The following is a 14,480-nucleotide window of genomic DNA, read 5'->3' as shown; positions in this document are numbered from 1 at the left end:
ATCTATGAGTCATTATCGCCGTCGCGCCGGCCTTTGCGCCCCTCTTTTTTTATCTGTCTCCCTGCGCGTAATGATGGGGGTTACATTGCCGCAATTTGCCCTCTCAAGTATGGCTCAGGCACCCGCACCTTTGCCCCCATCGGCGCAGTCGTTGGGTAGCTCCGCCAACTCCGTTTTAATTCCTGATCGTGGCGATGTCACCGTCTTAAAGTTGGATGATCAATTACGGGTTGGTAAACCTATTAATGATGGACAAGCTTTAACTTTTACCTCTAGTGATTCGATAGATGGAATCGTCGATCGCGAAATGCGCTTAAAAGGGCGTGCACAAATTCGTCGAAATGGCGCAGTGATTAAAGCGGATGAAATTAAATACGACCCCGATTCTGACGTTGCAAACTTATCTGGCAATACTGAATTTTCAAAAGGCAATGCATTATTCAAAGGGCCAAAAGCACGCCTTAGAGTAGATGCGCGTGAAGGGGAAATGGAATCCCCGACTTACGAACTGCGCGATAACCGAGCCAGCGGTACAGCAAAGAAGTTAACGATCGAAACTTCTGATGTGTTTGTGTTTGATAAAGCCACTTACACCACTTGCACCCCAGAAAATTTAGATTGGTATTTCACGGCTAGTACGCTAGAGATTGATAACGAACAAAAAGAAATGGTTGGCACGAACGGTGTCATGCGATTCTTTGATGTACCTATTGCTTACGTACCTTACTTCACTGCACCAACATCCAATCAACGTCGTTCTGGAATTCTGGCACCAGTAGCTGGCTACAACTCCAATAATGGTATTGATGTAACGCAGCCTTACTACGTCAATATTGCACCTAATCGTGACTTGCTTTTATTGCCTCGAGTAATGGGTCAGCGTGGAGTGCAGTTAGGTGCCAAGTATCAGTTTTTAGATAAACAGTACGCTGGTAACTTAATGGGCGATTACCTCCCTTATGACCGAAAGACTGGTACTGATCGTTGGCGCTACGACTGGCAGCAGAGGCAAAATTTTAGCGGTGATTTATTGGGCATGGGCGGCATCCCGATTGCTGGCGCCTGGACTGGATATGCCAATGTGGCTCGAGTCTCAGATAATTTATACCCGACAGATTTTTCACAAAGTATGGCTGGCGCAGTAACCAACCAGTTTCGCCAAGAAGTGGGCACCACCAAGAACTTGACCGGAAGCTTGAGTAACTGGACTGTTGCTGCAAGAGCGATGACGTTCCAGACCTTACAGCCAGACCCAACAGTGACCGTACAGTCCCCATACAATATTTTGCCGAATATTACTGCGACCTATAACAACCGCTTAACCCCAGCGGTGGCAGACGTCAGTGGCAAATACATTACCTTGCCATCAGGCCCAGTAACGACGTTTTCAACCGATTACACTCGATTTGCTTACAACATTGGCGGAAACCTGCAGGCCACTGCCCCAGGCGCATTTAGTCAGGCAGACCGAACTGTTATTAAAGGTGCAATGGCGCTCCCTCAGATTACGCCTGGGTATTACATCACTCCTAAGGTGAGCTTTCAGTCGAACACCTATAACGCAACCCCATACAACCCTGTAGGGGCACCAGCTGCGCAAGGTTTTACGATACCCACATTCAGCCTTGATTCAGGTTTGGCATTTGAAAGAGATGCTGCAGAATTAAAAGGCTTCTTTGGGCGAGATATGTTGCTCACAATGGAACCAAGGGCGTTTTATGTTTACACCCCATATCAGAGTCAAGCCCAAACCCCTTTGTTTGATACGGCAGATACTGGTTTTGGTGTGACTCAAATTTTTAGTGAAAATACTTTTATTGGTAATGACCGTATTGCAGATAACAACAAGCTAACTGGTGGTTTAACTAGCCGTATGATTGAGGCTAATACCGGTGCAGAACGCGCAAACGTCACCCTTGCACAACGCCAAGCCTTTACGGGACAGAAAGTTGGCCTTAATGGAAATATTGCCAACCCTACAACTTATTCAGATACCTTAGGTTCAGCCTCGATTCGCTTGCTAGGCAACTTTAGTGCGGATATGTTTGGTCAGTACAACACTCAATTAAATAGATTTGTTCAGACTACGGTTGGTGGAAGCTGGCGTCCCACCCCTGGAAGGAATTTGAATTTTGGCTATAGAAACGTATGGTCGCCACCCACCCAGGCCTCACTTCAGAACAATACGCCAGGGACTCTGGCTCAGACCACGACTGATCAATACAATATTTCAGGGCAATGGCCTCTGACGCGCGAGGTATCGGTGTTAGGCCGCTGGGGTTATGACGCATTAACGACTAAAACGCTCAACACTTTAGTGGGTTTAGAGTGGATGCGTGACTGCTGGACTTTGCGTGGGGCCTACTCACAGATGCTGAATACCTCACAAATAACTACTACCCAGGTTTTATTCCAAATAGAATTTAGGGGCTTTGGTAGCGCTGGCAGCAATCCAGTTGATATCATGAGACTTAATGTTCCCGGATATATGCCTACTTCCAAGCCTATACCACCTTCAATATATGAGAACTATCAATGATGCGTAGGAATCGATTTATTCAAGCTCTTGCAGCGATGCTTTTGGCTGGAGCTGTTTTCTTGCCTCACATCGCATTTGCACAAGATAGCTCAAAGAATTCAGCTGATAGCAAAATTCGAAATATTGATGGTGTTGCAGCAGTTGTGAATACCGGCTACGTGACACGTAAAGAGATTGACGATCGCATCGCAGCTCTACAAAAGCAGGGAGGCAAACTTCCTGATGCGGCGACTTTACGTAAGACTGTACTTGAGCGTCTGATTGTCGAAAAGATCCAGTTGCAAAATGCTGAGCAAGAAGGTGTTGCGGTCAGTAATAAAGAGCTCGACAAGATTATTGGTGATATTGCAGTCAAGAATAAATTAACCATTGCTGAGTTGAAGGTAAAAATTGCTGCTACAGGCAGCACCTATGATCGCTATCGCCAAATGTTGCGTGATGATGTGATTATTAGTCGCTATCGTGAACGTGAGGTAGAGGGCAAGATTAAGATTTCTGATGCAGAAGTGGATAACTTTATTTCTGATCGCAATCGTGAAGTAGCTAGCGGAGGAAGACCAGCACGCTCAACTCCGGCTGCAAAAGGTGAGCCTGAAGAAATTGATGTCGCACAGATTTTTATCCCCGCTGACGCAAGTGCTGGTGCTGGCGCTCAAGCTGAGGCGAAGAAGAGGGCAGAGTCTCTCCTGCGCGAAGCGCGCGGCGATGTTGATTTCTTGCAATTGGGTGCAATGGCCGCGAAAGATAATCCAAAAATCAAGTTTCAGGATTTGGGTTACCGTACTCCAGATCGGTTGCCGCAACTGTTCTATGAGGCTGTGAGAAATACCGGTAGCGGACAGCTTGCTAATGCAGTCGTTAAGAGCCCCGCTGGTTACCACGTTCTGAAAGTTCTCGATCGTCGTGCGCTAGTTGCCGGTGCTCCTGAGCCACAGCAGACTGCACCTCAAGAGGGTGCGACTACCCCACAAAACATTATGGTGACGCAGACTTTGTCTCGCCATATTTTATTGCGTAGTCGCGCTGGCTTAACCGATCAAGATGCTGAAAGACGCCTCGCTGGTTATCGTGATCAGGTTCGTGCAAAGACTGCTGATTTTGGTGAGTTAGCTAAAAAGTATTCCGAAGATGGATCTGCAGCTAACGGCGGTAATCTCGGTTGGATGGGTCCTGGTGATTTAGTTCCCGAATTTGATCAAGCAATGAACCGCTTGCAAATTGGTGAAGTGAGTAATCCAGTAAAGACGGAGTTTGGTTGGCATTTGATTCAGGTGCTTGAGCGTCGTGAGGCGCAGTTAACTCTTGAGAAGCAGCGTCAATTTGCTCGTGCAGCAATTCGTGAGCGTAAGTTTGAGCAGGCTTATCAAGATTGGCTACGTGAACTACGCGACACCGCTACGGTAAAGATCATTAACGCAGATGATCCAGCAGCCAGCCCTCGTTAATTTAGTCATTAGCTCTGGAGAGCCTGCAGGGGTTGGTCCAGAAGTTTCTGTTGCGGCTGCTGTAGCCTTTTTGCAAGAGCAGCCCGCAAGCATGATTACTTTGCTTGGTGACCCCAGCTTAATTCCAGCAACTAAGATTCCTCAAGAGTTATCAAATCGCTTGAAGGTGGAATCGATTTCCTTGGCCGCCCCTGTAATAGCCGGTCAGCTCGATCCCGCTAACGCTCAGTATGTCCTGAATATGCTAGATGCTGCAGTTGAGGGATGTCTTGTAGGACGCTTTAATGCAATGGTGACTGCGCCTATACAAAAAAGTGTGATCAATGATGGGGATACAGCAAGCAAAGACCTATTTACTGGACATACTGAATATCTAGCTAAGCTTTGCCAGCAAGAGCATGTTGTCATGATGTTGTGTGCGACATTACCAGCAGGTTTTTTAGGGCTACAGAAAAGTCGCGACCTCCGGGTAGCTTTGGTTACAACCCATCTGCCTTTAAGAGAAGTTCCAGGCGCTCTTGGTTTTCAGAATATTCTGGAAACAATCCAGATCGTCGATCAGGACTTGCGGACAAAATTTGGTATCGCTAAGCCGGTGATTCGAGTGGCGGGACTAAATCCCCATGCAGGTGAATCAGGCTATCTTGGTCGCGAAGAAATTAACATAATTGCTCCCGCAATCGAAGCAGCGAAAGATTTGGGTATTCAAGTAAGTGGGCCCTATCCAGGCGATACGATGTTTGATGCAAATGCCTTGGATAGTGTGGATGCTTTTATTGCGATGTATCACGATCAAGGTTTGGCACCATTTAAGTTTGTGAGCTTTGGGGGTGGCGTAAATGTCACCTTAGGATTGCCGATTATTCGCACTTCAGTAGATCACGGTACGGCGCTAGACCTTGCTGGTAAAGGCTTAGCAGACTCCGGCAGCATGTTAGAGGCTTTGCGACTCGCCTATCAATTAGCTGTTAATGTAAAGAAACTAGAGACATGACGCATCGCGCTCGTAAACGATTTGGCCAAAACTTTTTGCAGGACTCCGGAGTCATTTATTCCATCGTTGCTGCAATCAATCCTAGTGAAAATATGCACGTGATTGAAATTGGTCCAGGCCTTGGCGCGCTTACAAGACCTTTATTGAGTAACCTCGATCATTTAGATCTGCTAGAAATCGATCGAGATTTAGTGGCTTACTGGAATCAAGAGAATCTCAAGGGTCTTCATGTGATTGAGGGGGATGCACTCAAGTTTGACTTTTTGGAATGGGCGAACACACGACCCGCCAATAGTGGTCTTTGTAAGGTAGTTGGTAATCTACCTTACAACATTTCCTCTCCATTACTATTCCATCTCGTTTCTGCTGCTCATGTGATTGATGAGCAGGTATTCATGCTTCAAGCCGAGGTCGTTGAGCGCATGGTATCGAAGGCGGGTGGCTCTGAATTTAGTCGGCTGTCTGTGATGTTACAAGCTCGCTACGATATGGAGCAAGTGTTAGAAGTTCCACCAGAAGCTTTTGATCCGCAGCCCAAAGTAAACTCAGCGGTAGTGCGAATGATTCCGCGTAGGGATTTCAGCTTAAGCGATGCTCAGTGGCATGCTTTGGAAAAAGTAGTGGCAGCAGCGTTTTCTCAGAGAAGAAAAATGCTGCGAACTAACTTATCAGCCTTTGCTGATCGACTGTCTTTATCTGAATCGGAATTAAAGGCGCGTGCCCAGGATATTTCAGTGGAGCGCTATATTGAGTGGGCTAAAACTCTGGCCCACTAGGCTTCTAGTTTTACTCGTAAGCAGTAGGATCAATTACCCGCATTTCTGCTTCAATCCACTTTTCTACTTCTTGATGAAGTTGACCACCGGTTTTTCCAGTAGAGCTAATAGCAGGTCCGATTGAGAAAATGACTGTTCCGGGTTGCTTGAGAAAGCTATTCTTAGGCCAGCAACGACCCGCATTGTGGGCAATTGGAATCACTAGTGCCTCGGTAGCACTCGCTAGCCTTGCACCACCTTTGCTATAGGGTTTGTGAGACCCGGTAGGCATTCTGGTTCCCTCCGGAAACAACAAGATCCACTTACCTTCACTTAAGCGCTTTTTTCCTTGGCTGACAACGGAAAGTGCAGCAGTCTCTTTACTGTTGCGATTAATGTGAATCATCTTGAGCAAAGCTAAGGCCCAGCCAAAGAAAGGGATCCAAAGCAATTCTCTTTTGAAAACGAAGCAGACTTGCTTAGGAAGCTTAGCAATGTAAAAAATAGTTTCGTATGCCGATTGATGCTTACTCAGCACAACTACAGGCTTATCTAAAACTGCCATCATGTTTTCTATCCCACGAATCTCATAACGAATTCCGCAGAGTGGCTGTAAGATCCAGATGACTACCTTATTCCAGAGTCCAATGAAGCGATAGCGATTTTCAGGATTCAGGAAGGGGAAAACGAGGATGCAAAGCACCGACCAAATTGGGGTGAATATCAACAAAAAGAGTGTAAATAGGGCTGAGCGAATAAAAGTCATATTGGCATTAAACCTGATCTTCTAAGAGTGCAGTAGCAAATGCCATCAAATTCGTATGAATCTGTGTTCCCTCTGGGAGGCCGCCTTTATCCAAAGTCTTGCTACCTTTACCCGTTAATACTAGGTGTGGGCTAGCGCCTAAAGCAATGCCTGCTTGAAGGTCGCGTAAGGAATCCCCAACAATCGGTACTCCTAATAGTGGTGTGCTGCTCTGATTTTTTTTGTAGCGCAGGGCAATCTCTTTCATCATTCCTGGTAGAGGCTTGCGGCAATCGCATGCATTGGCATCGGTGTGCGGGCAAAAGAAAATACTATCGATATGACCGCCCAAGGGTTTGAGTAGTTTCTCCATTTTGAGATGCATGCCATGGAGGTCATTGATATTGAAATAGCCGCGCCCTAGACCGGATTGATTGGTTGCTACAGCAATTTGATAGCCAGCCTGATTCAGTAGTGCAATGGCTTCAAGACTGCCCGGCAGTGGAATCCACTCGTCACTCGACTTCACATAATCATCGCGATCTTCATTGATCACACCATCGCGATCAAGAATGATGAGTTTAGAAGAGCTGTTGCTCATGCCAATTTGCCGAGGTCGGCAATGAGATTCATTTTCTGGTGAAGTTGTTGCAAGAGAGCCAGGCGGTTATCGCGCAGCTCTGGATTCGGATCCATCACCATGACATCGGCAAAGAACTGATCAATAGGGGCGCTTAAGGCTACGAGTGCTTTTAATAGATGTACAAACTGACGTTGCTCATAAGCAGCAGTCAATGTCGGAGTCAGCTTCTCAAGCGCCTGATGTAATGCAACTTCAGCTGGGACTTGTAAGAGCTTGCTTGAGCAGGCTGCAGGGATAGCAGTAGCATTCTTTTTCAGAATATTGCTGATACGCTTATTGGCAGCGGCTAACTGAGCAGCTTCTACCAAGGCATTAAATTCACGCAAGGCAGTTAAGCGATCAATTAAATCATTGAGTTGAGCAGGTGACTGACTCAATACGGCATCAATCTCTTCAGTGGTGAAGGGCTTGCCAGCAACTGCTTGATCACGCAAGTAAGCACGCAGGCGATCAATGATGAAGGCGTAAATATCTTCAGCCTTCGCTTTTTCTTGAACATCTTTCTGCGGGAATTGCTTACGAGCCAGCTCAATTAAATCAGGCAAGCTCAAGCTGAGATTCTTCTCTAGTAGGAGGCGGCAGATGCCGAGAGCGTGACGACGCAAAGCATAAGGGTCTTTATCACCAGTAGGAGCAAGGCCAACCCCCCAAATACCTACCAGAGTTTCTAGCTTGTCAGCGATTGCCAATATGGTGCCGATTTGAGTTTGTGGCAACGCATCGCCAGCAAAGCGAGGCATGTAATGCTCGCTACAAGCAGAGGCTACTTCAGGATTTTCGCCGTCATGCGTTGCATAGTAACGACCCATGATGCCTTGGAGCTCTGGGAATTCGCCAACCATATCGGTTAGTAAATCGGTTTTAGCAATTTCAGCAGCACGGCTAGCTAGCATCTCATCGGCTGATAGAGCTTTAGCAATACCCACTGCAATTCCTTGAACACGTTTGGTGCGATCTAATTGATTGCCGAGCTGATTGTGATAAACCACTTTTCCAAGATCAGCTACACGGGATGCTAATGGGCGCTTTTGATCTTGTTGGAAGAAAAAGCGCGCATCAGAGAGGCGCGGGCGCACTACACGCTCATTGCCAGAAATAATTGCCTCTGGCTTATCCGTCTCGATATTAGAAACAATGAGGAAACGATTGCGTAACTTGCCTTGCTGATCAGTCAAAGCAAAGTATTTTTGGTTGGTTTGCATAGTCAGAATCAAGCACTCTTGTGGCACTTCCAAGAACTCTTGATCAAAATGGCATTCATAAATTGCTGGCCACTCAACTAGGGCGGTTACTTCATCTAATAAACTTTCTGGCATCAAAACTAAATCGGTGCCAGCAGCTTTTAATAAAGCAGACTCAATAAATTCACGGCGCTTATTAAAGCTAGGCAACACCTTGGCTTTAGCAGTCAGATCGGACTCGTACTGATCGGCGGATATGATCGTAATGACGCCTGGAGCTAAAAAGCGATGGCCTTCTGTTTGGTTGGCTGCATCAATGCCTAGGGCGCTGATATTAAGGACTTGTTTACCATGCAGGGCAATGATGCGGTGTGCCGGACGTGCAAACTCAACATCCGCCAATTCACCATTTTTTTGGAGCACTTGATAGTGCATCATTTTGGCGATTGGTAATTTGCTGAGTGTTTGCTCAAGTGCTTGTTGAGCGGTTTGCTCTAACGCTGCACCTTTGGCAACAATATTGAGATACAGCGCTTCATTTTTTCCTTCGCCCGATTTTTCAAGACTCGAGAGATCGATATCAGCGTAACCCAAGGAGGCTAATTTCTTTTGTAATGGTGCGGTAGGTTTGCCTTCTGCATCAAAAGCAATGCTGGTTGGTAATAACTTTTCACGTACTGGATAGTCTGGGGCTTGGTTCAATACATTTGTTACTTGAACCGCAAGGCGGCGCGGGGTCGCATACCCGGTGGCAACGGAGTTTTCACTCAAGAGCCCGGCGGCCTTCAGGACTGAATAGATGCCCTCACTAAAAGCATCGCCCAAGCGACGTAATGATTTTGGAGGAAGCTCTTCGGTAAATACTTCAATCAGAAGATTATCTGATTGAGAGAGGGAGTTTGGTGTACTCATAATTAGATCGAGCTGCTTAGGCTTTGGATTGACGTTGACACATCGGGAATCCCAATTTCTCACGAGACTCGAAGTAAGCCTGTGCTACTGCACGAGAGAGATTACGGATGCGTCCGATATAGGCCGCACGCTCGGTAACGGAGATGGCGCCTCGAGCGTCAAGTAAGTTAAAAGTGTGTCCAGCCTTCAGTACCATTTCATAAGCGGGTAATGCTAATGGCACTTCCATCAAACGCTTAGCTTCACTTTCGTAATTGGTGAAGTTTGCAAATAATAGGTCGGTATTGGAGTGTTCAAAGTTGTAGCAAGACTGCTCCACTTCATTTTGGTGATACACGTCACCATACGAGATGCCATCCGCCCAAACGAGGTCGTATACGTTGGAGCAATTTTGGATGTACATCGCTAGGCGCTCAATACCGTATGTGATTTCGCCTAAAACAGGTTTACAGTCAATGCCGCCAACTTGCTGGAAGTAGGTGAACTGTGTCACTTCCATACCGTTAAGCCAAACTTCCCACCCCAAGCCCCAAGCGCCCAAAGTTGGGTTTTCCCAGTCGTCCTCAACAAAACGTACATCGTTCTTTTGAAGATCAAGGCCCAGAGCGGCAAGGGAGCCCAAGTAGAGCTCAAGGATATTTTCTGGCGCAGGTTTCAGTACTACTTGGTATTGGTAGTAGTGCTGCAAACGGTTTGGATTTTCTCCATAGCGGCCATCTTTTGGTCTGCGCGAGGGTTGCACGTAAGCCGCTTTCCATGGCTCGGGACCAATGGCCCTCAAGAAAGTGGCTGTATGAGATGTACCGGCACCGACCTCAAGGTCAATAGGTTGCAATAGGGCGCAACCTTGTTGGTCCCAGTAATCTTGGAGTTTGAGAATGATTTGCTGAAAAGTAAGCATGATTTACCTGGCTAAGCCTTTGATTTTACATGGCTAAGCTAGCGAAGCATGAAATAGCGATTAGATTCGTTTTTGGCGAATCAGACCTAGGATTAGCAAGAGGCAAGAAAGGCCCAAAATAGGCGCATTTCCCCAAAGTACATATGGAGTTTTGCCGGAGTAGGCTTGGATCTTGAGACTGAGCACGCCTTGAGTAAAGTCACCTAGCTGTGACAGTACTTTGCCATCCGGACCAAGGGCTGCCGTAATCCCGGTATTGGTAGCACGTAGTGCTGGAAGACCAGTTTCCAAAGAGCGTAACTGGGATAGGCGTAATTGCTGGGCTGGTGCTTGAGAATTTCCAAACCAGGCCAGATTAGTCATATTGATCAACAAGTTAACGGGCTTACTACTCTCGCGAATGCGGGAGGCTAATTCCCCGCCAAAGACATCCTCATAGCAAATCGTGATGGCTGCCTGAATCGCATCTTGGCCTGAGCGAACAATACTGAATGGAGCTTGATCTAATGTGCCACGTGCGAAATCACTCATGGGGACATGAAATGCATTTACAAACCATTGAAAGCCGGGGGGAATAAATTCACCAAAGGGCACCAAATGGGATTTGTCGTATAGATAGCCCGGCGTGTTGGGAGAGAGTCCAAGAGCGCGATTGGTGTATTTCACTCCAGTGGAATTACTCACCTCTCCAATTAAACCAAGCAAGACATTGCTAGAGGTATTGTTAGAAAACTGTTGAAGCGATTCTAATAAGCCGACAGGAAGATTGCTTTGCGGCCAAGGATAAGCAGTTTCTGGGGTAATGATGAGATCAGCTGATTGACTCTCGATGGCGTTGGTATAAAAACTAAATTGCTCTTCAATGGCTTTGCGGTTGAACTTGAGGCTTTGCTCAAAATTGCCTTGAATTAAGCGAACACTGAGCGGCTCGCCAACCGGCTTTGTGAATGTCCAAAAGCTTGCAAGTTGCGCAAGTGCAATCGTCGAAATAATGCAGGCACTACTAAAAAAGATGTTTTTCTTTAACTGGCTGATTTCCCAAGAGACCCACACTACTAAAAATGTGCAGGCCAAGCCGCCGAAGAATGGTGCTACTGGTGCAAAGGGACCATTGAATTGGGCTTCAGCAAATCCCATCCAAGGGAAGCCGGTTAACACTACGCTACGAAGGTATTCAATGAATACCCAAGATGCCGCCAATACCAAGCCCGTAAGGTATCTACGCTGAGGTAGGCAAAGGGCGAGGGTGGCGCTGGAGAAAAATAAACCCATGCCTGCCGCCAGTAAAAAAACGGCTAAGCAAGAAACCACAGCATGCATTCCACCTACGTCATGCAGACTAATATAGATCCACCAGAGCCCGAGAACAAAGTAACCTAGGCCAAACGACATGCCAGAAATAAATTGTTTCTTGATGGATGGATTGGGTTGCTGATTCATCCGCCACCAAATCAAACCGAGGATCGGGATTTGTATCCAGCCACCATACGGCAGCTCTGCAGCGAAAGCCAGTAAGGCTCCTAGGAAAAACAGCAGCAATAAATGAATGCTATTGCTGGCCCTTGCTGATTGCAGATCAATCAAAGTAATTCTCAGGAAGGTTTCTTCGGGAGTTGTCGTGCAAGCAGAATATGAATCTGTCTTGGGTCAGCACGCTGAACCTCAAATTCAACGCCATCAATCTCAATAAGCTCACCCATTTTGGGTACTCTACCGAGATGCTGAATGACTAAGCCAGCAACCGTTTCAATATCTTCAACCTCAAATTGGGTGCCCAAGGTCTCATTAAATTGATCAAGTTCAGTAATCCCTTTAACCCGAATATCGCCATTGTCTAATGAGATGAGGTTATCTGCTTCCTCATCAACATCGTGCTCATCTTCAATGTCCCCAACGATTTGCTCGAGCACATCCTCAATCGTAATCACACCTGCAACGCCACTGTATTCATCAACAACAATGGCCAAATGGTTGCGGTTATCTTTGAAGTCACGTAGCAACACACTTAAGCGTTTAGATTCAGGAATAAATACAGCGGGGCGAAGCCAATCGCGAACCTGAAAATCTTTTTCAGTGGAGTGACGCAATAAATCTTTTGCCAGCAAGGTGCCGATGACATTGTCACGGTTACCTTCAAATACTGGGAAGCGTGAGTGAGCAGCAGTAATGACGTTTTTAATAATTTCCGATAAAGGCTGGTTGATATCAATCCAGTCAATCTGGGCTCTGGGAATCAAAATATCGCGAGCACATAATTGCCCCACCTGGAATACACCCTCAATCATGGAGAGGGCATCTGCATCAATTAAGCCCTCAGCCTGAGCTTCTCTAAGGGTATCAATCAGTTCTTGACGACGTTCAATTGGGCTGGTTGGCTGTGGCGTTAAAAAATCGGCCAAGCGCTCTAAAAGGGATTTATTGGGGTCAGGCATATAGCAAGAATATCGTAGAAATCAGTAAATTCAATGAAGGAAGTCTTAAAGATGCTTTAAATGGGTGCGTAGGGATTTGCAAAGCCTAAAGACTTCAAGAGGGCAATCTCCTTGCCCTCCATTTTCTTTGCCTCTTGATCGTTCTCATGATCAAGGCCTTGCGCATGTAGACAGCCATGAATGATCAGGTGAGCCAAATGAGCCTTCACAGATTTGTTTTGCTCTGATGCCTCTTTTTGAATCACGGGAAGACAAAAAATAACATCAGCCACCAATGTCTTTGTAGTTAACTCATATGGAAAGGTCAGTACGTTGGTTGCATAGTCTTTTTTGCGAAAAGCAAAGTTCAGTTTTTTGCCTTCAGCTGCATTGACAAAGCGCAAAGTGATGAGGCCATTGAATTGAACCGCTGCTTTCACCCATTTTTTAATTGCTGCTAGAGATGCTATCGCAAGCACTTTCTCTTCAATAGTTGCGCTAGCAAATTGAATATCAATCTCGAGTTTAGTGGGGGATGTTTTCTTGCTTGCCATCTTAGTGGGTATGAGTAGGGACAGGGATAGACTCAATCATGAGGTCACCTCGAAGTGTGTAGTTGAGTACTTCGGTAATCCGGATATCTACTATTTGACCTATGAGGGATTCAATATCGTCATTTGGTGCTGTGAAGTGGATCACGCGATTATTGGCTGCGCGACCCTGTAGGTTGACACCATCTTTGGCGAGGCCTTCAACGAGTACTCGCTCAGTGTTGCCCAACATATTCTTACTAATTTGATTTGCTTGTGACTCAACTAGGGCGAGTAATGTTTGTAGTCGCTTGAGTTTGACCTCATAAGGAGTGTCATCACTCAAATTAGCAGCGGGTGTTCCAGGGCGCGCACTAAAGATAAAGCAAAAGCTGTTGTCAAAATTCAGTTCTTCAACCATTTTCAATAGCTTTGCAAAGTCCTCGTCGGTCTCACCAGGAAAGCCCACAATGAAATCACTAGAGAGCGTCAGATCAGGCCTCACAGCACGCATCTTACGAATAATGCTTTTGTACTCAAGTGCGGTATAGCCACGTTTCATCGCAGATAAAACCGAATCAGATGCATGCTGTACTGGAAGATGGAGGTGACTCACAAGCTTCGGAACTTTAGCGTAAACATCAATCAAGCGCTGTGTAAATTCTTTAGGGTGGCTAGTAGTAAAGCGAATTCTTTCAACGCCCGGAATTTCGGCAATGTATTCAATCAGTAATGCAAAGTCTGCAATCTCTTCACCGCCACCCATCTTGCCAAGATAGGCGTTCACATTCTGACCAAGCAGGACAATTTCTTTTACGCCCTGGGCTGCAAGACCGGCTACTTCAGTCAATACGTCATCAAATGGGCGCGATACTTCTTCACCGCGAGTGTAGGGAACCACGCAGTAGCTGCAATACTTTGAGCAGCCTTCCATGATGGATACATAAGCAGAACCACGAGTTTGTCGAGATGCTGGGAGGTGATCAAACTTTTCTATTTCTGGGAAAGAAATATCTACCTGAGGTCTACCAGTCTCGCGACGTTGCGTAATGAGGTCTGAGAGGCGATGTAAGGTTTGTGGACCAAAGACTACGTCAACATATGGCGCTCTACTAATAATTTGCTGACCTTCTTGGCTAGCAACGCAACCACCTACACCAATTAACAAATTAGGCTTAGTTTTCTTGAGCTCACGTAGGCGCCCTAAGTCTGAAAATACTTTGTCTTCTGCTTTTTCGCGAATCGAGCAGGTGTTTAGTAGAACGACATCCGCATCTTCCGGTGTATCGGTCATGACCATGCCTTCATCGGCATGTAGAAGGTCGGCCATCTTGCCCGAGTCATACTCGTTCATTTGACAGCCAAAGGTTTTGATATAGAGCTTTTTCATATGCCGTTCTCAGGTTTATAGCTGGGGGCGAAGC

Annotated in this window: 12 protein-coding genes; 4 read left to right on the top strand and 8 right to left on the bottom strand. The window is 46.4% G+C overall.

Features of this window, described 5'->3' with window-relative positions; genetic code table 11:
• Positions 1 to 4 precede the first annotated feature (4 nt).
• The 4 genes from AOC19_RS08230 to rsmA are packed head-to-tail and all read left to right on the top strand — an operon-like array spanning position 5 to position 5,754.
• A complete protein-coding gene (locus AOC19_RS08230) occupies positions 5 to 2,539 on the top strand; it encodes an LPS-assembly protein LptD (RefSeq protein WP_215375874.1) in 2,535 nt (844 codons plus the stop codon).
• Positions 2,536 to 3,984 carry a peptidylprolyl isomerase gene (locus tag AOC19_RS08225; RefSeq protein ID WP_215375872.1) on the top strand — a complete coding sequence of 483 codons (1,449 nt, stop codon included), beginning with the start codon at positions 2,536 to 2,538 and terminating at the stop codon, positions 3,982 to 3,984. Before AOC19_RS08230 ends, AOC19_RS08225 begins: the two co-directional genes overlap by 4 nt.
• A complete protein-coding gene (gene pdxA / locus AOC19_RS08220; protein ID WP_215375869.1) occupies positions 3,959 to 4,978 on the top strand; it encodes a 4-hydroxythreonine-4-phosphate dehydrogenase PdxA in 1,020 nt (339 codons plus the stop codon). Before AOC19_RS08225 ends, pdxA begins: the two co-directional genes overlap by 26 nt.
• Positions 4,975 to 5,754: a 16S rRNA (adenine(1518)-N(6)/adenine(1519)-N(6))-dimethyltransferase RsmA gene (gene rsmA, locus AOC19_RS08215; protein ID WP_215375866.1), complete on the top strand. Its 780-nt coding sequence runs from the start codon at positions 4,975 to 4,977 to the stop codon at positions 5,752 to 5,754. Before pdxA ends, rsmA begins: the two co-directional genes overlap by 4 nt.
• Positions 5,755 to 5,764: 10 nt before the next feature.
• Here the strand turns inward: rsmA and AOC19_RS08210 are convergent, their stop codons facing one another.
• The 8 genes from AOC19_RS08210 to miaB are packed head-to-tail and all read right to left on the bottom strand — an operon-like array spanning position 5,765 to position 14,446.
• Entirely contained in the window at positions 5,765 to 6,499 is a 735-nt protein-coding gene (locus AOC19_RS08210; RefSeq protein ID WP_215375863.1) for a lysophospholipid acyltransferase family protein, read from the bottom strand.
• Positions 6,500 to 6,506: 7 nt separating this feature from the next.
• Positions 6,507 to 7,079: a D-glycero-beta-D-manno-heptose 1,7-bisphosphate 7-phosphatase gene (gene gmhB, locus AOC19_RS08205; protein ID WP_215375860.1), complete on the bottom strand. Its 573-nt coding sequence runs from the start codon at positions 7,077 to 7,079 to the stop codon at positions 6,507 to 6,509.
• Positions 7,076 to 9,214: a glycine--tRNA ligase subunit beta gene (gene glyS / locus AOC19_RS08200; protein WP_215375857.1), complete on the bottom strand. Its 2,139-nt coding sequence runs from the start codon at positions 9,212 to 9,214 to the stop codon at positions 7,076 to 7,078. The genes gmhB and glyS overlap by 4 nt, the downstream gene beginning before the upstream one ends.
• A 16-nt stretch (positions 9,215 to 9,230) precedes the next feature.
• On the bottom strand, positions 9,231 to 10,115 hold the full coding sequence (gene glyQ / locus AOC19_RS08195) for a glycine--tRNA ligase subunit alpha (protein ID WP_015422011.1): 885 nt from the start codon (positions 10,113 to 10,115) through the stop codon (positions 9,231 to 9,233).
• 60 nt (positions 10,116 to 10,175) lie between these two features.
• On the bottom strand, positions 10,176 to 11,699 hold the full coding sequence (gene lnt, locus AOC19_RS08190; protein WP_251368017.1) for an apolipoprotein N-acyltransferase: 1,524 nt from the start codon (positions 11,697 to 11,699) through the stop codon (positions 10,176 to 10,178).
• 8 nt (positions 11,700 to 11,707) lie between these two features.
• Complete coding sequence (locus tag AOC19_RS08185; RefSeq protein WP_215375854.1) at positions 11,708 to 12,547, bottom strand: HlyC/CorC family transporter; 840 nt, start codon at positions 12,545 to 12,547, stop codon at positions 11,708 to 11,710.
• 56 nt (positions 12,548 to 12,603) lie between these two features.
• On the bottom strand, positions 12,604 to 13,080 hold the full coding sequence (ybeY, locus tag AOC19_RS08180) for an rRNA maturation RNase YbeY (protein ID WP_215375851.1): 477 nt from the start codon (positions 13,078 to 13,080) through the stop codon (positions 12,604 to 12,606).
• 1 nt (position 13,081) lies between these two features.
• Positions 13,082 to 14,446 carry a tRNA (N6-isopentenyl adenosine(37)-C2)-methylthiotransferase MiaB gene (miaB, locus tag AOC19_RS08175; RefSeq protein ID WP_215375848.1) on the bottom strand — a complete coding sequence of 455 codons (1,365 nt, stop codon included), beginning with the start codon at positions 14,444 to 14,446 and terminating at the stop codon, positions 13,082 to 13,084.
• Positions 14,447 to 14,480: the final 34 nt, after the last annotated feature.

Source organism: Polynucleobacter asymbioticus (assembly GCF_018687575.1).
GTDB lineage: Bacteria > Pseudomonadota > Gammaproteobacteria > Burkholderiales > Burkholderiaceae > Polynucleobacter > Polynucleobacter asymbioticus_C.
Note: the sequence above shows the minus strand (reverse complement) of the source record. Positions and strands in the feature narration are given on the sequence as shown.